Below are 17,582 nucleotides of genomic sequence, written 5' to 3'. Positions count from 1 at the left end.
CCCCCACCTATGGCCACGTCCATTTCCATGTAATCCAGTAGTTCTTCCATGTATCCTGTTACTATGCCCCTTGAGACCGTAATATCATCCAGTTTCATTATTTTCCACCTCATTTCTATGTGATTAATCTCATTTAATTAGTGAGTTAAATTTACAAGAAGTATGCTTAGGTAATGAATTTATGCTTAGGTAATGATAAAATTATTCTATTTTTTTTAGATACAAGTTATTTCTTGATTATCAACCTTAAAACATCTTTATCATCCAGTACATGTTCTAAACCAACTTTCTGGCCGGGGAATTTTACAGAATTTCCCCATACCTTGGCATGCCTGAAGTTTTTTAGAAAATCCCGGTGTAGTTTACCTGCCACCTCTTCTACCGTGGAACCCTTTCTCACAATTAAGGGGTCTTCCAAATCGGCTTTTTTACCCTGGGGTTTCAAATAAACTCTTATAAGCTTTAGATGTTCAAATATTTCCTCTTTAAGCTCTTCCATCATTATTCCTTTATCTGCAGCAACATAAAGGGCACTACCCATTTTTTCTTCAAGTTCCGCCAGGTAAGAGGGATCTGCCAGGTCTATTTTATTTATCACCAGTAGCAGGGGGATGTAAACTATGCTGTTATCCAGGGAGTCTATGAAGCGATCAATGGTGATGTCTTCCCTGATGAGGACATCAGCACTGTGCACTCCGTATTCATTAAGTATGGAGCGGATGGTCTTTTCATCCATATGAGTGAGAGGAACGGTGGATGCTACTTTAACTCCACCTATTTTCCGGCGTTTAACAGTCACGTCAGGGGCATTCTGGTTGGGTCTGATTCCAATGTTCAGGAGTTCTTCCCTGATGAGTTCCTGGTGGTGGGGGTTGAAAACATCCAGGACCATCACTATAAGGTCTGCATTCCGGGCCACTGATAGGATTTCCCTTCCCCTTCCTTTACCTTTGGAGGCACCGGCTATTATTCCGGGAATGTCGAATATCTGTATCTGTGCCCCACGGTAGTCCATTACTCCGGGAATTACATCCAGGGTGGTAAATTCATAAGCCCCTATTTTGGACTGGGCATTGGTGAGCTGGTTGAGTATGGTGGATTTTCCCACTGAAGGAAATCCTACCAAAACCACTGTTGAGTCACCACTCTTTTTAAGGGTGAACCCCCTCCCCTTAGTGCCGGATGAACCTCTTTTTATTGATTCCTCCCGTAGTTTAGAGATTTTTGCCTTTAATTTCCCAATGTGGTGGGAAGTGGCCTTGTTGTAGGGAGTTTTGGTGATCTCCTCTTCGATCTTGCGGATCCTGTCTTCGATGTCCATAAAGCTCACTTTAAAATAAGAGTATTAAAATTCAGGTTATTATAAAAAATCTTGTGTATTGGTATTTGTTGTTCAATGCTCTTAAAAACTTACCTTAATTCTAGTATTGATTTTCCACTTAAAAAAGTTTTAATTAAAATAAAAAAATGAGGGAGGAGTGGATGTTTAAGTCACATTCCACACCATGACCTCGGAAATTCCTGTGGACGGCTTTTTAGTTGCCAGTTTGAAATGGCTTAGTCCCTGTCCCTGTAGGAAGTACAGGCGGGTGAACATCGAGTTTTCCAGTTGCCGGTTCATGGCCACGGTAATCATGTTGTTGTCCTGGTAGATGGCCATTACCGAGAAGGCACTATCGTTGTTGACTATGGTATCCACTGCAGTGGTACCATTAACCACCACCATGAGCCGGTGGGGTGGAACAACCTTGTTACCCATACTGATTCCACCGGTCACACTGGAACCATTGATCTGGATGGTAACGTTATTTTCACCCATGATCTTCAGGGAATTGGTTCCAGAAGTGGCATTGGCCTGGGCCAGTGAATAGATGTAGTTGGTGGAGTTTCCAGCGGTGAAGTTCCAGCTTCCAAAGTAAGACCACCAGCCGGCTTTACCCACCATATCGTAACTGGTGACAAATAGATCAGGAGTCACATTGGTGGGGTTGGTGTATTGGGACACATTTTTGGCCTGTTCGGCAGTTAAACCATACTGAGAGGTCATTATATTCTCGGCAGCAGTTTTATCCACGACCAATATTTTATCCATAATTTCCACGGTTTTTCCAGTGTCATTGGTGTAGGTTTCCAGTGTGTTGTATCCATTATCACCACTCGAAGACAGCATTTTCAGTATACTTGCAGAAAGTGTCTCATCACTGGTGTACAGTGCCTTACCCACCCAGTAGGCTCGGGCATTGTTCTGGGAACCTCCGTCAAAAGTTACACCCCGGTCAGCTTTTACTGCAAAGAGGTGTCCGAAATCCCACCAGGATGTCATTACCGAATTATTGTTAGTGTTATTGTTCACCCAGGTTAGGGAATCCACCATTGAATCATCAGTACCGGGTACCACGGAGTTGGCAGTGGAGTAGGCCAGACCAACCGGTCCATAGGAGGCCAGTATCAGCACCAAAGCCATGGCAATAACATGGTAAGAGGGTGTTTTTATTTGAGTTTTGAGGTATTCACCAATAATTCCCACGAATATACCTGCACAGAGAAGTAAAGGAAGGGAGAACGATTCAACAAATCGTATACCATTGGTCAATAGATAAGCCGTACCACCCAGCCATACGGTGAATAACACCACATAATAAACCAGGTTGTCTCGCAGTGCAGGTTTTAAAAGGCCTTTAAAGTCTTTCTGTTCTTTTACTATTTCAGGTTCCTCCACCTGTTTTCTGGATTTTTTCCTGTTTTTTTGTTTTCTGGTTTTTCTGGTCTTGGCAGCCTTTGGTTTTTTACCAGTAGTTGTTTTAGGTTTTAAACCCCAATAAAGGGCTAATATTCCACTTATTCCCAGCAGGAAGGGTACTATTCCACCCACATCAGTTACCACCGCTGAAATGGTTGGAGCCTGTAACTCTCCCACGGATACGAATACGTTAGGGTAGGAGGAAGCATGCTGAGTAGTTGATAATAAGTTGATGGAACTGAAGGGCTGGGTTAAAAAGGTGAACATTTCCGTTCCCCAAACCAGGAATATGGTTAGCAAACTTATGACCAGGAACAGGACCAGAGGAAGGATGATGGGCTGATCCAGGAACCATTCTTTCTTAGTATCATAATTTTTCCATGATCGGACTGATTCTTCCTTTTCCAAGATGTATTTGGAGATCAGCATGTAAACTATGGTCACCCCAACCAGTAAGTACAGTATATACCACCAACCAGACCAGGCCAGGGAGAATACCAGCATAGAAATTGACGCATAAACTGCGTACAATATTTTCTTTCTTCTTTCCGTGGCGGTGATGCTAACACTGAAGAACCAGACCACCAGTATCGGCAGGATCATGTTGAACATGTCGGTGTCAAAGAAACCAGCGAAGGTGTGGGAGAAGTAGAAAGTAGACAGTCCCACCATTATTGCGGCAGCTATTCCCCCGTAATCATTGGTAATATCCCTGACGAAGAAAAATGCCGGGATAATACACAGTGAAGCTACGATGGCCGATGTCCAGAAGCTAACCTGAAGCAATGAATAATCCCCAAAGATGTTGGCCAGATAATAGAAGAATGCCGTTATCCAGGCAATCAAGGGAGGGTATTCTGCTGATCTTCCGGGTGGGAAGTAGGAATGTAAATCCCAGTCTGTGCCATTTTTAATGGTATCCCCTAAATATCCGTGTTCCACAAAGTTCTCAGTTAATCGGTAGTTATAATATGAATCCATCTCACTGAAGTAGGGAAGACCATTATCTTCCTGAAAGTAAGCTTTCACCTGGTCTGGAACACCAGGGATGCCAGATGCCTCTGCCCGGAGGGAAAATGCTAGAGAAAATATAAGAATTACTATTATGATGGGCTTTAACTTAAATAAAATGTTCTTTGCGTCCATATTTTTTATTCCCCACTGACCTTTTTTTTGAAATTAAGATTGATCTGTAAACGTGTTGGTCTATTTATCTTATATTGGGATGTTTTAACTATTTAAATTATAAGTTTTGGACAGGGGGAGTATTAATGATTTAAATGCAAGATTTGTTTTGGTATTATCATCAACCATTAATTTCCAACACAAATTCATTTATCACCCCAGAATGTGACCCGTTGATGAGAAAAGGATGTCTGTGATTTAATTATTCCATTTTATCCCACCTACATCATTATGCAGATTTTTATCAGTCGCCAAGAAAAGATTTAAATAGGATGATGTTAGATCTATCAAACATAATGTGATAAAATTCTAACATTATGTTTTAAATAAATAACATAATGTTGTAAATAAATAACCAAGTGAGTGGGAAAGGAATTGATAAAAAGGTGATGAAAAATGGAAATAAAATTCAATTATTTCTGGGGAATTCTGGGATTTATGGGCCTGTTGGGATATGTTTTAGAAAATCCCAATTATTATGTGTTCTTTATTTTCTTCCTGTTCTTCCTAATTCCTATTTTTAACAAAACTGGCCAAGATAGGGATACAGAACCGGCCAAAAAAGAAACATCAGTAACTGAAGAACTTAAAAGTTACAATAGGTACAATTTGGGCATATGGCTGGGATCAGCAATCTTAATAGTAGATTCTCTGGCGTTGATTATCATGAAGAACATGAACGATATCATGGCCATTGGAATACTACTGGGAATTATTGTTTACGTCAGCAGCTTCTTCACCTACATTGGTATGGAAAAACATAACCGCGAGGAAAGATTGCGTAAAATTGGAACAACCGCTGCCACCTATTCCTGGTATTTTACCCTGATATTTCTCTGTTTTTTAGTGGTAAATATGTTCTGGGCCCAAAACTGGCATAATACTGCAGAAATACTGGGATTAACCATCTTCGTCATGGTTTCCACTATGATCAGTGTTAACACCTACCTGAATTTTAAAGGGGATGTAGAGTAAATAGATAAAGGTAAAATACCGGATAAACTACCTAGTTACCCATTAAGGCGATGCAAATGAAAACCAGGATAAAAGAATTTCGGGCGCGCCATGATCTTACCCAGGCCCAGTTGGCAGAACAAGTAGGAGTTAGGAGAGAGACTATTGTTTTCCTGGAAAAGGGAAAATACAATCCTTCTTTGAAATTAGCCCATGATATAGCCGTGGTTCTGGATGCCAGTATCGATGAACTTTTCATTTTTGAAGATGAAAACTAGAATTGAACCGGAATATCTGGACATGAATATTTCACGAGGAAGGAAAATTAGGAAAGTAAAAAAAGTAAAATTAAAAAAAGTATGAAAAAGAAGTTTTTTTAAGTTTTTTCAGACTTTTTAGTGGTTTGTTCCTGTTTTTCCTCCAGTGAACGAGTGTAACGGCATCGTGGAAAACCACTACATCCTACAAATTCACCATAGCGACCCCTTCTTTTAATGAGATCCTTACCACAGTCAGGACATACGCCCACCACTTCATTCTGCAGAGGTTCTTCACCGTCACGACCACACTTGGGATCCATGCAGGCCCTCTGCCGTGGTTTTCCAAAGGATATCATGGGCAGGCCACATTCCTCACATTTAGTTTTAAGGACTGCAGCTCCCCGGGGCATGGAGTAGGTGGACTTACAATCGGGGTAGGAGGTGCATCCCACAAAGCTACCCCCTTTAGGTGAGTTGATCATGATAAGGTTGCCTCCACACTTGCACTTACCCACGATCATGCTCTCCCGGTAGGCCGAGTAAAGCTCCTGCCCGACTTTCATCTTGTTGGCATCGATATCATCAAGTATAGAACTCACCTCTTCCTTGGCTTCAGTTATTATCTCCTCTTTTTTAACTTCAGCCTTCATTATGCCCCCTAATTTGGTTTCAAATTCTCGGGTGAGTTCTTCGCTGGTTATTTTCTCAGAATACTTCTTTAGGGTATCAATAAGGCGTTCACCCAACTGATTAACCGATATTTTTTTACCTTCTACGTATTTCCGGTCGTATAAAATGGAAATTATGTTGGCACGGGTTGACTTGGTTCCCAGGCCTCTTTTTTCCAGTTCCCGGATGAGGGAAGCCTGGTTGTATCTGGCCGGAGGTTTAGTTTCCTTTTCTTCAGAGTAAGCCTGTGCACCCAGAAGGTCCCCCTCCTTAAGTGAGGGGAATTCATCATTTTCCACCTTACGGTAGGGATAATGTTCTCTCCAACCCATTTTGGCCATTCTCTTCCGGCTGAAACTGAATTCCTGGCCACCTATATCCAGCTCGGTTTTCATGGTTTCCAGGATACCGTTTTCACCAAAAACACTGATGAAACGGTAGACAATGAGTTCGTAGAGTTTCTGGTAGTCTCTTCCCAGGCCTTTGGGAACCAGGCCAGTGGGGTGGATTGCCGGGTGAGCTTCGTCGGTTTTCTTACCTTCACGGGGTTTAATAGGTTCCTTAAGTTTATCAATCTGTTTTCTGAATGCTGCATTCTTTTTAAGCTGACCCAGTATTTTCTTATAACCGATACTGGGAGGTAGTTTCTGGGAGGAAGTACGAGGGTAGGAGGTGTAACCTTCAGCGTACAGGTTCTGGGCAATGGACTGGGTTTTCTTGGGACTGAAACCAAAAACCCCGTAGGCCTCAGACTGCAAAGAACCCAGATCAAAGGGAACTGGAGGTAACTGAGGGGTCTCTTTAACACTGATTTTACTTACTTGGGCATCTTTACCCTCACAATCAGCCAGGATCTCTTCCTGAACTTTTTTATCAAAGATCTTTCCCTTCTTATGATCGGCAATTATGTGCCCTTCCACTTTGGCCTTGATGAGCCAGTAGGGTTCAGGGATGAAGCTCTGGATTTCTTTCTCTCTTTCCACCAGTATGGCCAGGGTAGGGGTTTGCACTCGCCCGGCAGAGAGCTGTATGTAACGGCTGGTGGCCTTCATTACTGAATCAGTGAGGTCTTTAGATATATTAACTCCAAAAATGAAATCCAAAACGTGCCGGGCTTCTCCACTGTCCACCTGATTGAAATCAAGGTCAATGGGTTCGTTATAAGCCTTCAGCAGGTCTTCCTTGGTGAGGGTGGAAAACTTCATACGCACGGCTTTATCAATACTGTCTTCACCACAAGCATACTTTAATGCGTTGAAACCAATCAAAGTACCTTCAATGTCGTAATCGCAGGCATGTACGAATCTGTCGGCATTTTTAGAGAATTTTTTAATGGCATCAATGTAATTCTTAACGTACCTTTTACTCTTATCCTTCTCATAAAGCGGGACCCATCCCACTTCAAACATCCGGCCCTTTTCCTTTTTTAAGGGCGATAAGGAGTATAAATGACCTACAGCAGAAAGTACTGTGGTTTTTTTCCCATCCTTCTCTATTTCATAGTAGGGCACCTTCTTGTAACTCTTTTTCACTGCTTTACCAGGTATGGCGCCTGCTATTTTTTCCGATGCCTTTGGTTTCTCGCATACTATAACTTCGTGCATGAAAATCACTTGGATAATAATTATTATACAAATTGTAATAGTTATATTGGTTTAAATCCAACAATCTGTAAGACAGACTACTATGATTTATGATTCATTATGGTAGATAATATATTATAAAACTGTAACTGATTTTACACATAACTTAAGTGACCACTGCAATATATATCTCAATTGGATCATAAACCAATAACAGGTATATTCCCCTGGATATCAGAGACACTCAATTTTTAAGGCATAAATAAGCTTAGAACGTAACCCTGACTTGGATACTGGATCTTAATTAGTTTGAGGAAAGATGTGAATGTTAATCGGAGTAATATCAGACACCCATATTCCTGAAAGAGCCAGAGCTATTCCCGACATAATATTTGAAATCTTTAAAGATGTCGATCTCATATTACATGCTGGAGATCTGGTTTCATTGGAGGTAAAAGACCATCTGGAAGAGGTAGCCCCCACCATCTGTGTTCAGGGTAATATGGATCGTTATGGTGGATTGGATCTTCCCCGGAGGAAAACTTTAGATCTGGAGGGTGTTAAAATTGGTCTGGCACATGGAGAAGTTTATCCCCGCGGAGACACACAACAGTTGAGGTACACTGGTTTGGAAATGGGAGTGGAAGTTCTCATCACTGGACACACCCACTGGTCCTTTATCAAAGAACTGCCTGATATGCTGTTGCTTAATCCGGGAAGTCCTACTGTACCACGATTATCAGACCCGTCAGTAATGATCATAGAATTGCAGGAGGGCAAATTAGATGCTGAGATTGTTAAAATCGGAGCTTCCCCCTGTAAAGCACTTAATTTTAAGGGTAAAGTTGAATAAAAAGTTTTAAGGAGAAAAAGGATAAATGAATCAATGGAATCAGGAACACAAAAAAGAAGAGTACTATAAAAAAGCCAAAAAACAGGATTATCGATCCCGAGCCTCATTTAAACTGCTGCAGTTGAATCGTAAATATAAAATAATTAAAAATGGAGATTCCGTGGTTGATTTAGGTGCTGCCCCGGGAGGGTGGTCCCAGGTAGCCCTGGAACTGGTGGGTGAAGATGGCTTAGTAGTAGCTGTGGACCTTAACTGGATAAAACCATTCCCTGAAGAAAATTTCTGGAGTATTAAGGGAGATTTCACCGCGGAAGAGACTCTGGAGGAAATCAGGCGCACCGTGCAGGGCAAGGCACAGGTGGTAATATCCGATGCCGCACCTAAACTATCCGGAATCAAGGACCTGGATCAACTGCGATCGATAGATCTGGCCCAGACTGCACTCCAGATATGTGATGATGTCCTGAAATATAAGGGTAACATGGTTATGAAGGTTTTTCAGGGGGAAGGATACCCCGAACTCCTGAAGGAAGTTAAAAGAAAATTCCAAACTGTCCGGACCACCAAACCTCCGTCCTCACGGAAAAAAAGTGGTGAAATGTACGTGGTGGCCCGAGGATTCCAGAGAGCAGGGAAGCAGAACTAGAGTGGTAAAGATTAACCATACTCAAAGGAATTCCTATTTTCATTTATTTAAAACCGCTAATTAACCAATTAATAACCAAAACATTAGAAAAAATAAGAAAAATAGGAATTTAATCACCACAGTAGGAATCTGTTGCCGATTAAACTCGTGTATTAACCCCTTAAAGTATATCTTAACCTACCCTTGATTTTATACCAGATAAACTAGTTTTAGCTACTTGTATTTGGGCCTGAGCAATTTTTATACGTTCATTTACCTCATCAGAGGGTTTACCTACGGAAATGGCACTGGAAACATCAGTAACGGCTGATTGGGCCTTAATTAACTCCAGTTCTGCAGTGTTGTAATCCTGCTTCAATTGATTGTTACCTGAATTTTGCACTTTAGCCTTCACTGTATCATACTGAGCCTTTAAACTAGAATATTCAGATTGTAACGCTGCTAGTTGTTCATTAGCATCATTAGAACTGGCATCCGTTGATATCAAAGATGAAATTGATTGAAATCCCAGGTAGGCCAGTATAGCAACCGTGGCCACAATCATGAGAACCCCCATGATGGAAATGGTCATGGAAGTGGCCTTGAACATTCTTAACCTTGATCTTTTCATGCATTCACCCTTTTGATTCTGACCTAATTACAATGGATTATACTACAGAGTAGGTCCATTATAAAAAATTATTGCCCTTAAGGTAACTCTCGGGAATAGCATCTCATTTACTATTTCTAGATTATGAATCAAATCTTTAAGAAGCAATAATTCTTTGTTCTATATGTTGTTTATTATCAGACCACTCCTTTATAATTCTAACCAAAACACTACTATTTATTAAATATTTGTAAAATAATATTAATAAGTGTGGTTGGTACAAACCTCTATAATGGACATAAATAAGAATTTAATAGTAGTAAAGTTTTCATATTAGTTATAAATTAATTTCAACAATTTTTAAAATGTTTAAAGCCCTTAAGGAGTTTTTTAATAATCCTATTTTCCATGAGAATTATTTTTATAATAGGACATATTATAGTTAGACGATGGAAACTTCAGCTGAACCTACAACAGATAAAACTAAAAATCCAGTGGCCAAGTTCGAGGAATTCTTTAGTACCAAGTATAAAGACACTGTTTATGAATCTCTGGAGAAATATCCCGAGGATAGATCAGTGGTAGTGGATTACGTGGAGCTAGAGATGTTCGACCCGGACCTAGCAGACCTTATAATTGAAAAACCAGAAGAAGTAATTAAGGCTGCTTCCAAGGCTGTTCAAAACATTGACCCCCTCAGGAAAAATGCTGAATTAAATATTCGTTTTGAAAATGTGCGTAACAACATCCCTTTACGTTATTTGCGCAGTAAATTCATAGGGAAATTTGTAGCCGTAGATGGGATTGTGCGTAAAACCGACGAAATCCGACCTAGAATCAGGAAAGCTATTTTTGAATGTCGCAGCTGCATGCGACTCCACGAAGTGCAGCAGAAAAGTAATATAATCACTGAACCAGCCCTCTGTCAGGAATGTGGAGGGCGCTCTTTCCGTATTCTTCAGGAAGAGTCTGAATTTCTGGATACTCAAACCACCAAGGTCCAGGAACCCCTGGAAAACCTCTCAGGAGGGGAACAACCCCGCCAGATCAACGTTGTGCTGGAAGATGATCTGGTAGACACGGTAACCCCGGGAGATGTGGTGAGAATTACCGGGACCATGAAAACTGTCCGGGATGAGAAGACCAAGCGTTTCCATAACTACATTTATGGTAATTACATCAGTGCCCTGGAGCAGGAGTTTGAAGAGCTGGATATCAGCCCTGAAGATGAAGAAAAGATTAAGGAACTGGCTGAAGATCCAGATGTTTACAATAAAATCATCAACTCTACCGCACCCTCCATTAAAGGTTACAGGGAAGTTAAAGAAGCTATTGCCCTGCAATTATTCGGTGGATCTGCTAAAGAACTGGATGATAAAACCCGTATCAGGGGAGACATTCACATTCTCATTGTAGGGGACCCAGGTATTGGTAAATCCCAGATGCTTAAATACGTCTCTAAACTAGCCCCTCGAGGTATCTACACCAGTGGTAAAGGAACCAGTGGAGTAGGTTTAACCGCAGCCGCAGTGAGAGATGAGTTCGGAGGTTGGTCCTTAGAAGCAGGTGCCCTGGTACTGGGGGATAAAGGTAACGTTTGTGTAGACGAACTGGACAAAATGAGACCGGAAGATCGTTCGGCCATCCACGAAGCCCTGGAACAGCAGACCATCAGTATAGCCAAGGCCGGGATCATGGCCACCCTAAACTCACGTTGTTCTGTTCTGGCCGCAGCCAACCCTAAATTTGGACGTTTTGACCGTTATAAATCCATAGCAGAACAAATTAACCTTCCTTCAACAATTTTATCCCGTTTTGATCTTATATTTGTGGTGGAAGACAAACCAGATGTGGAAAAAGACAGCGCACTGGCCAGCCACATACTTAACACCCACCGGGACACAGCAGTGCCCTACGAAATAGATCCGGAACTTCTCAGGAAGTACATTGCCTATGCTCGCCGAGAAGTTAAGCCACACCTGACCAACGAAGCCATGGATGTCCTACGAGAGTTCTACGTGGGTATGCGTGGAGGAGCAGCAGATGAAGATTCGCCAGTGCCTATAACTGCAAGACAGCTGGAAGCACTGGTTCGTCTGGCCGAGGCCAGTACCAAAATCAGGTTAGGGCATGAAGTTACGGCCAAGGATGCTAAACGAGCAGTCACCCTACAGGAAAACTGTCTAAAACAAGTGGGATACGATCCAGAAACTGGTAAAGTTGACATTGACAAAGTAGAGGGACGTACACCTAAATCTGACCGGGATAAAATCAGGGTAGTGCAGGAAATTATCAAAGAACTGGAAGAAGAGTACGGAGGACGGGCCCCTACCAACATACTTATAACTGAAATGCGAGATAGATATAATATGAGCGAGGAAAAGGTTGAAGACCTTATTCGCCAGTTGAAACGAAAAGGAATCATTTACGAACCCCAGCAGGGTTACCTAAGGGTTGCCTAAGCTGGAATTATCTTAAATTTTTCTTTATTTAAGTTGAATATAACCTAAATCAATTTTATGCGGATTTTTAGTTTGCAGGAGGTATTAAACATGAGTGATTATAACGAATTACTGGACCGAGCCATTGAGCAATTACCACCACAGGCACTGGAAACCAAAAGGTTCTCCGTCCCCAAGGCTTACTCCATTATACAGGGAAACAGAACTATTATTCAGAACTTTGGGGAAATAGCCGATGCCATGAACCGGGACCCCCAGCACATACTCAAATTCCTGTTAAGGGAACTGGGTACTGCCGGAAACCTGGAAGGAAACCGGGCAATAATGCAGGGAAAATTCACCCATTACTTGATTAACGAGCGAATGGATGATTACGTGCAACGATACATTATGTGCCACGAGTGCAACCGGCCCGACACCAGAATAATAAGGGAAGACCGTATTTTCCTCCTTAAGTGTGAGGCATGCGGAGCTAAAGCACCTTTAAAATCCCTTTAATTCCCTTTTTTTATTCAATTACTTTTCTTATTATACTTTTCATTTAATAAACAAAGATTAGATACTATGTTCTGTATTAAATGCGGTAAAGAAGACGAAGAACTATTTGAAGGTCTCTGCAGTTCCTGTTTCATTGCGGGAAATAAGTTGATCACTATCCCTCCGGAATTAACCGTGGAAATTTGTGCCCACTGTTCATCGGTACATGTAGGCGATAAATGGATGAAAAATGAACTTTCAGAAGAGGAATTTATAGCAGAAACCATAGCTAAAGAGTCTATCCCCGATAAAGAAGCGGAAGATGTTATTTTAAAAATAGACTTGCTTAATCAGAAGGGTTCTGTACTGGAAATACTGATCAATGCCCGGGGCAAGATTTTAGGGATACCAGTAGAAAGGGAATTCCCGGTGAGAGTCAAAATCAACCGTAATGACTGTCCGGAGTGCAGTAAATATGCTTCCGGGTACTACGAATCAGTTTTGCAGTTAAGGGCTGATAAACGAGTCTTGACAGATGAAGAAATAAAGATAGCAGACAGGATCATTGCAAAACTCCTTGAAAAGCTGTTTCGCACTAACCGCATGGCCTACATTTCCCAGAGAGCAGAACTCAAAGAGGGAGTTGACTACTACTTTGGATCCTACAAGGCCTCCCGTAAGATCTCCCACGCACTTAAAGAAGAGATGGGAGGAACACTGGGAGAATCACCCCGACTCATGGGTCGGGATAAATCTGCAGGTAAGGATCTTTACCGGATATGGATATCCCTACGACTTCCTTCCTTTCAGGAGGGAGATTTCCTGGCCTACGCTGATAACCTGGGTCAGGTAACTGATTTAAATGGTAGAAAAATAATGGTTCTGGATTTGAAGACCCTGGGAAAAATCTCCCTATCCTGGAGGGAATACTCCCACCTGGATGTGGTGGCCCAGAAAGAAAATGTTAAAACCACCACCGTTACCTCCAAATCCCCTACCCAAATACAGGTACTCCACCCCGAAACTTACCAACCAGTGGATCTGGATATTTTACCCGAGCTGGCCAGTTTAAACATTGGAGATTCCGTGGAAGTGATTGAAATTAAGGGAAAGCTCTACATCATCCCCCCAAAATCCCCTAAAAAATTTGACCCTGAGAAAAAATAGATAAATGCTTGCTTACCCCCAATGATTTAATAATTCCAAGATCATTAGATTAATTGATTAGATAAATCAATGGAATTAAAAACTGGTTTTAAAAATAATCAAACCAACTAAATTCTCAATAATCAATCCATGATGGTGAAATACAATGAATAAGAATTCAGTGCTAAGTACTATAGAACAAGGAACCCTGGAAGTGATAACTCCAGAAGAACTCGAGGCTAAACTGGAAAAAGACGAAAAAACCGCCTACATTGGATATGAACCATCGGGAAAAGTGCATTTGGGACATGCCATCACTGTTAAAAAGATGATAGACTTGCAGAAGGCAGGTTTCAGGATAAAAATTCTTCTGGCAGACCTTCACGCCTATCTCAATGGTAAAGGGAGTTTAGAAGAGATTGAAGAAATTGCTGAATATAATAAGCGTTGTTTTAGAGCTTTAGGGCTTTCAGAAGATACTGAATTCATTTTAGGTAGTAGTTTTCAGACCAGGGAAGATTACACCATGAATGTTTACCAGTTAGCCCTCTCCACCACTTTAACCCGGGCCAGGAGAAGTATGGCCCAGATAACCCGGAGTGCTGAGGATCATCAGGTGGCCGAGGTTATTTACCCCTTAATGCAAGTGGTGGATATGCTGTTTTTAGAGGTGGACCTGGCTGTGGGCGGTATGGAACAGAGGAAAATCCATATGCTGGCCCGGGATAATCTACCCAAGTTAGGGTTCCATTCCCCGGTATGTATTCACACCCCCCTGCTCCACGGTACCGATGGCTCGGACAAGATGTCCTCCAGTAAAGAGAACTTCATTGCCATCGATGATGAACCCGCAGTGATCCGGGAAAAGATCAAGAAGAGTTACTGTCCTGCCGGGGAAGTAGAGGGAAATCCTGTTTTGGAAATTGCCCATCACTTCATATTCAGTGAAATGGACACCCTTCTTATTGAAAGACCGGAGAAATTTGGGGGAAATTTAGAATTAAGTCAGGAAGAATTATTAAAAATGTACGGGGCCGGAGATCTACACCCCCTTGACCTTAAAAATGGAGTTGCGGAGTGTTTGATCCAAGTTTTAGAACCAGTGCGGAATTATCTCCAATAGTTAGAGGAATTCAGAATAAGGGTAATAATAAATTTAACCATGGGTAAAGGTTAATACAGAATTAACCAGAGCCTAAGGTTAATACAGAATTTAACCAAGAAATGAAGTTTTAGGTGATACCTATGGAAAAAGATAGACGTATGGAAGATGACCTGCCTGCTGAAGATACAATGCTGTATGAAATGAGAATTCCCGCCGGAATTACCCAAAGTATAGTGGCCAATATTATAACTAAATTCAGTCTGGAATTAAAAAACACAGATGACGGCCCAGTACTGTATGGAACAAAAGAAAACCTTGAAAATGCCCAGGACCACATTGTAAAGGCCCTTAATGAACGTATAAGGGAACTTGAAAATAAGAGTTAGATTCTTTTTAAAATCTTCAATATATTCCCTTTTAATTGCATGCTTTCCCTTTTGTAAATTGTTCTTTTTTTATAAATTACCCTTTCTTGGGCATTAAAATTTAATCTGTCCCGACTTCTACCTACTTTTTTATCCAACCAGGATAACCTAATCTTTTTTAGAACCCCACATCCCAATGTAGAACCATAACCATTTACGTAGAACATTTACGGAATCATAGGAGAAATAATCAGATACACATTCCCAATTTAGGAGCTACTATTCGTTTTATATCTTCATGTACCTTATTTACACCGTTATTGGCATTGACTACCATGAAACCATGCTCTTGAGCCAGTTTAAGATATCTCTGGCGAACAGTTTCCAGGAAACTTGCCTCCTCAAATTTATCCGTACCCTCACAGCGGGCAATGGCTTTTTCTGTTTCCAGATCCAGGAGTATGACCAGGTCTGGTTCCAGGGCATACTGATTTATCTGGGCTATCCATTCTTCCCCATTCTGGTAGGCCAGACTGGAGTAGAATGAACGGTCACTGAGAACAATACGTCCAGTTTCCTTCTCCTTGCTGATGGTATCCATGAGAAGAGTCCGGTCCGCGGCAAATAGTAGTGCTAATGTCCTTTGAAATCCTTCATCCTGTGCCTGGGGGCTTTGAAGCATTTCCCGGATAAGTAGACCCACTGGTGAATCTGTGGGTTCTCTAATGCGAGTTACAGTTAATCCACAGTTTTCAATCCACTGGGCCAGTCTCTCCATTTGCGTGGATTTTCCAGCACCATCAATTCCTTCCAAACAGATGTACATAGCTCTTCCTATCCCCCAGATAATTAATAAAACTTTGGACCACTTGGAAAGATTCCCCCTATCACTAATTTTCACCAATCTTCCCCTTCAAAAACCTTCGTTTCTATTCCCCTGCACCACATATCCGGGGTAATCTTCTCTTTAGCAGAACATGGCAGTTGGTCACTTAGACATCATTAATAATCTACATTTGGATGATCCCAAAATACAAACCCAAATTCTCTTATATAGGGAGAAAGTACTAAGGTTTATGGATAGTGGCGACATCATTGGTTTAATACTGGTTTATGCATATGTGATACTTTTATTGGTAATTTCCGAGAAAGTGCTCAAGAAATATCCCAATTTCAGTAGAAAGTTCCTGCATATCATGGTAGGAAACGTTTTATTTATATTACCCTTCTTCCAATCCCGGTGGGTTATGGCTTTATTAGCGGCTGCACCTTTTATTCTTTTAACTTTTTTAATCAGCCCCAATTCTCCCCTGAAAATAAAAGACCGGATATCGGGTTCGGGGCATGGTCTGGGTCTGGTTTATTACGCCATCTCCTGGACTGTTCTGGCACTTCTGTTCTTTGATCAACCCTGGATCATAGCCGTGGGTATAGCTGCCATGTCTTACGGGGATGGAATGGCCTCATTGATTGGTATGAAGTATGGTAAAATAAAATATAACCTAACCGGAGACAATAAAAGCTTAGAAGGTTCCTTGACCATGTTTATTGTCCTTATATGTATGTTGTGGGTGGTTTTAATGTACTATGCCGTGCCGGTCCAGCCCATGGTAATTGTGAGTGTGGCCCTGGTTGCCACCATACTGGAAGGAATAACACCCAAAGGCCTGGATAACATCACCGCATGTTTTTCTGCGGTTATAACCTATCTAATACTAACCATCTAAAAACAGGGATAACAGGATGATTACATGCGTTTTATTATCATTGACGGCTTAGACGGATCTGGGAAAAGTACCCAGGCCAAACTAGTGCAAAAAAAATACTTGTCCATGGGGGAAAGTGTTATACTGCGGGAACATCCCTCTACTGATAATCCTTACGGTAAAAAGGCAAAAGATGCACTTTTAGGTAGGGGGAAGGTTAATAAAATCAAAGCCTCCCTATATTATGCTCTGGATGTTATCCGCTCTGTCCGCAAGTACCAGGGTAAATCTGATAACATTATCATGGTCCGCTACCTCATGGGAGTGGCTTACCTACCCTACCCTCTAGCCAAACTCCTCTATCATCTGTTCACCCTGTTTTTACCCACCTCAGAGTACATGTTCTTCCTGGATCTGGAACCGGAAGAGTCCCTGGGGCGAATGTCAAAACGGGACGAAGAGGAAATGTTTGAAAATAGGGAAGACCTGATCAAGGTTAGAAAGAAGGCCCTGCAATTGGCTAAAGATTGGAACATAATTAACACCGCAGGAAGTGTTGACAGTGTTAAAAAGGATATCGAGGCCATTTTAGATGAATTGGGTTAATTGTTAGTTTATCCCGAGAAAAGAATTCGTGCAAGATGGACTGGGCGGGATTTGAACCCGCGGCCTCTGCCTTGCGAAGGCAACGCTCTCCCATCTGAGCTACCAGCCCTAATTAAGTATTTTAGTTGAATATGAGTTAAATTCTCTTATTTTAATTACTACAATTTGATTCCATTACTTATATAATACAAAGTTTTTATTCCCTTACTTAATTGATAAAAATAATTACAAAAAAA

General features: G+C 41.5%; 17 protein-coding genes and 1 tRNA gene (1 of these 18 cut by a window edge). 11 read left to right on the top strand and 7 right to left on the bottom strand.

Translation table 11 applies throughout. The features are described 5' to 3' along the window. The 3 genes from CIT02_RS10715 to CIT02_RS10705 all read right to left on the bottom strand — a co-directional run. On the bottom strand, positions 1-98 hold the 5' end (the start) of the coding sequence (locus CIT02_RS10715) for a sulfide-dependent adenosine diphosphate thiazole synthase (RefSeq protein WP_292612347.1). Its footprint begins 679 nt before the window's first position; the window shows 98 of its 777 coding nt (coding positions 1-98); the start codon lies at positions 96-98; the stop codon falls past the left edge of the window. Positions 99-226: 128 nt separating this feature from the next. Next, entirely contained in the window at positions 227-1,321 is a 1,095-nt protein-coding gene (locus CIT02_RS10710) for a GTP-binding protein (RefSeq protein WP_292612345.1), read from the bottom strand. A gap of 165 nt (positions 1,322-1,486) precedes the next feature. Further along, a complete protein-coding gene (locus tag CIT02_RS10705; protein WP_292612343.1) occupies positions 1,487-3,886 on the bottom strand; it encodes an STT3 domain-containing protein in 2,400 nt (799 codons plus the stop codon). A 435-nt stretch (positions 3,887-4,321) separates the two neighbouring features. On the opposite strand from CIT02_RS10705, the gene CIT02_RS10700 reads away from it, so the two are divergent. Together CIT02_RS10700 and CIT02_RS10695 are read left to right on the top strand one after the other, a co-directional pair. After that, entirely contained in the window at positions 4,322-4,900 is a 579-nt protein-coding gene (locus CIT02_RS10700; RefSeq protein ID WP_292612342.1) for a hypothetical protein, read from the top strand. A gap of 50 nt (positions 4,901-4,950) precedes the next feature. After that, on the top strand, positions 4,951-5,157 hold the full coding sequence (locus CIT02_RS10695; protein WP_394340414.1) for a helix-turn-helix transcriptional regulator: 207 nt from the start codon (positions 4,951-4,953) through the stop codon (positions 5,155-5,157). Between the two features lie 98 nt (positions 5,158-5,255). Here CIT02_RS10695 and topA read toward each other — a convergent pair whose 3' ends face one another. Further along, on the bottom strand, positions 5,256-7,412 hold the full coding sequence (topA, locus tag CIT02_RS10690) for a DNA topoisomerase I (protein WP_292612339.1): 2,157 nt from the start codon (positions 7,410-7,412) through the stop codon (positions 5,256-5,258). Positions 7,413-7,716: 304 nt separating this feature from the next. Between topA and CIT02_RS10685 the strand changes: the two genes are divergently transcribed. Then, entirely contained in the window at positions 7,717-8,244 is a 528-nt protein-coding gene (locus CIT02_RS10685) for a YfcE family phosphodiesterase (protein WP_292612337.1), read from the top strand. Positions 8,245-8,269: 25 nt separating this feature from the next. Further along, the gene (locus CIT02_RS10680; RefSeq protein WP_292612335.1) at positions 8,270-8,890 is read left to right on the top strand and encodes an RlmE family RNA methyltransferase; all 621 of its coding nucleotides are present in this window, start codon (positions 8,270-8,272) and stop codon (positions 8,888-8,890) included. 172 nt (positions 8,891-9,062) lie between these two features. On the opposite strand, the gene CIT02_RS10675 is transcribed toward CIT02_RS10680, so the two are convergent. Further along, entirely contained in the window at positions 9,063-9,500 is a 438-nt protein-coding gene (locus tag CIT02_RS10675; protein ID WP_292612333.1) for a hypothetical protein, read from the bottom strand. 428 nt (positions 9,501-9,928) lie between these two features. Between CIT02_RS10675 and mcm the strand changes: the two genes are divergently transcribed. From mcm to CIT02_RS10650, 5 genes are all read left to right on the top strand, one after another. Next, positions 9,929-11,941: a minichromosome maintenance protein MCM gene (gene mcm / locus CIT02_RS10670; protein WP_292612331.1), complete on the top strand. Its 2,013-nt coding sequence runs from the start codon at positions 9,929-9,931 to the stop codon at positions 11,939-11,941. Positions 11,942-12,031: 90 nt separating this feature from the next. Next, entirely contained in the window at positions 12,032-12,439 is a 408-nt protein-coding gene (locus CIT02_RS10665; protein WP_048072302.1) for a translation initiation factor IF-2 subunit beta, read from the top strand. A gap of 66 nt (positions 12,440-12,505) precedes the next feature. Further along, entirely contained in the window at positions 12,506-13,585 is a 1,080-nt protein-coding gene (locus tag CIT02_RS10660; RefSeq protein ID WP_292612326.1) for a 60S ribosomal export protein NMD3, read from the top strand. 145 nt (positions 13,586-13,730) lie between these two features. Then, entirely contained in the window at positions 13,731-14,687 is a 957-nt protein-coding gene (locus CIT02_RS10655; RefSeq protein WP_292612324.1) for a tyrosine--tRNA ligase, read from the top strand. Positions 14,688-14,809: 122 nt separating this feature from the next. Further along, positions 14,810-15,055 (top strand): hypothetical protein, encoded by a 246-nt coding sequence (locus CIT02_RS10650; protein WP_363123774.1) that lies wholly within the window; start codon positions 14,810-14,812, stop codon positions 15,053-15,055. Positions 15,056-15,284: 229 nt separating this feature from the next. Here CIT02_RS10650 and tmk read toward each other — a convergent pair whose 3' ends face one another. Further along, entirely contained in the window at positions 15,285-15,860 is a 576-nt protein-coding gene (gene tmk, locus CIT02_RS10645) for a dTMP kinase (protein WP_292612322.1), read from the bottom strand. Between the two features lie 250 nt (positions 15,861-16,110). Between tmk and CIT02_RS10640 the strand changes: the two genes are divergently transcribed. Both CIT02_RS10640 and CIT02_RS10635 read left to right on the top strand, forming a co-directional pair. Further along, positions 16,111-16,761 carry a diacylglycerol/polyprenol kinase family protein gene (locus tag CIT02_RS10640; RefSeq protein WP_292612321.1) on the top strand — a complete coding sequence of 217 codons (651 nt, stop codon included), beginning with the start codon at positions 16,111-16,113 and terminating at the stop codon, positions 16,759-16,761. Positions 16,762-16,785: 24 nt separating this feature from the next. Continuing rightward, positions 16,786-17,346, top strand: coding sequence for a thymidylate kinase (locus CIT02_RS10635; RefSeq protein WP_292612320.1), 561 nt, complete (start codon positions 16,786-16,788; stop codon positions 17,344-17,346). A 36-nt stretch (positions 17,347-17,382) separates the two neighbouring features. Here the strand turns inward: CIT02_RS10635 and CIT02_RS10630 are convergent. Further along, positions 17,383-17,455, bottom strand: a tRNA-Ala gene (locus CIT02_RS10630). Between the last annotated feature and the right edge of the window lie 127 nt (positions 17,456-17,582).

The organism is Methanobacterium sp. BAmetb5 (genome assembly GCF_003491305.1).
GTDB lineage: Archaea > Methanobacteriota > Methanobacteria > Methanobacteriales > Methanobacteriaceae > Methanobacterium.
The sequence above is the reverse complement of the archived record's forward strand: the minus strand, read 5'-3'. Positions and strand labels throughout refer to the sequence as shown.

Bases quoted from the DNA above. Each gene is read 5' to 3' on its own strand.
- CIT02_RS10695 (WP_394340414.1), top strand. From the start codon at position 4,951: ATGCAAATGAAAACCAGGATAAAAGAATTTCGGGCGCGCCATGATCTT.
- CIT02_RS10705 (WP_292612343.1), bottom strand. From the start codon at position 3,886: ATGGACGCAAAGAACATTTTATTTAAGTTAAAGCCCATCATAATAGTA.
- CIT02_RS10650 (WP_363123774.1), top strand. From the start codon at position 14,810: ATGGAAAAAGATAGACGTATGGAAGATGACCTGCCTGCTGAAGATACA.
- tmk (WP_292612322.1), bottom strand. From the start codon at position 15,860: ATGTACATCTGTTTGGAAGGAATTGATGGTGCTGGAAAATCCACGCAA.
- CIT02_RS10640 (WP_292612321.1), top strand. From the start codon at position 16,111: ATGGATAGTGGCGACATCATTGGTTTAATACTGGTTTATGCATATGTG.
- CIT02_RS10635 (WP_292612320.1), top strand. From the start codon at position 16,786: ATGCGTTTTATTATCATTGACGGCTTAGACGGATCTGGGAAAAGTACC.
- CIT02_RS10660 (WP_292612326.1), top strand. From the start codon at position 12,506: ATGTTCTGTATTAAATGCGGTAAAGAAGACGAAGAACTATTTGAAGGT.
- topA (WP_292612339.1), bottom strand. From the start codon at position 7,412: ATGCACGAAGTTATAGTATGCGAGAAACCAAAGGCATCGGAAAAAATA.
- CIT02_RS10665 (WP_048072302.1), top strand. From the start codon at position 12,032: ATGAGTGATTATAACGAATTACTGGACCGAGCCATTGAGCAATTACCA.
- CIT02_RS10675 (WP_292612333.1), bottom strand. From the start codon at position 9,500: ATGAAAAGATCAAGGTTAAGAATGTTCAAGGCCACTTCCATGACCATT.
- mcm (WP_292612331.1), top strand. From the start codon at position 9,929: ATGGAAACTTCAGCTGAACCTACAACAGATAAAACTAAAAATCCAGTG.
- CIT02_RS10685 (WP_292612337.1), top strand. From the start codon at position 7,717: ATGTTAATCGGAGTAATATCAGACACCCATATTCCTGAAAGAGCCAGA.
- CIT02_RS10680 (WP_292612335.1), top strand. From the start codon at position 8,270: ATGAATCAATGGAATCAGGAACACAAAAAAGAAGAGTACTATAAAAAA.
- CIT02_RS10655 (WP_292612324.1), top strand. From the start codon at position 13,731: ATGAATAAGAATTCAGTGCTAAGTACTATAGAACAAGGAACCCTGGAA.
- CIT02_RS10700 (WP_292612342.1), top strand. From the start codon at position 4,322: ATGGAAATAAAATTCAATTATTTCTGGGGAATTCTGGGATTTATGGGC.
- CIT02_RS10710 (WP_292612345.1), bottom strand. From the start codon at position 1,321: ATGGACATCGAAGACAGGATCCGCAAGATCGAAGAGGAGATCACCAAA.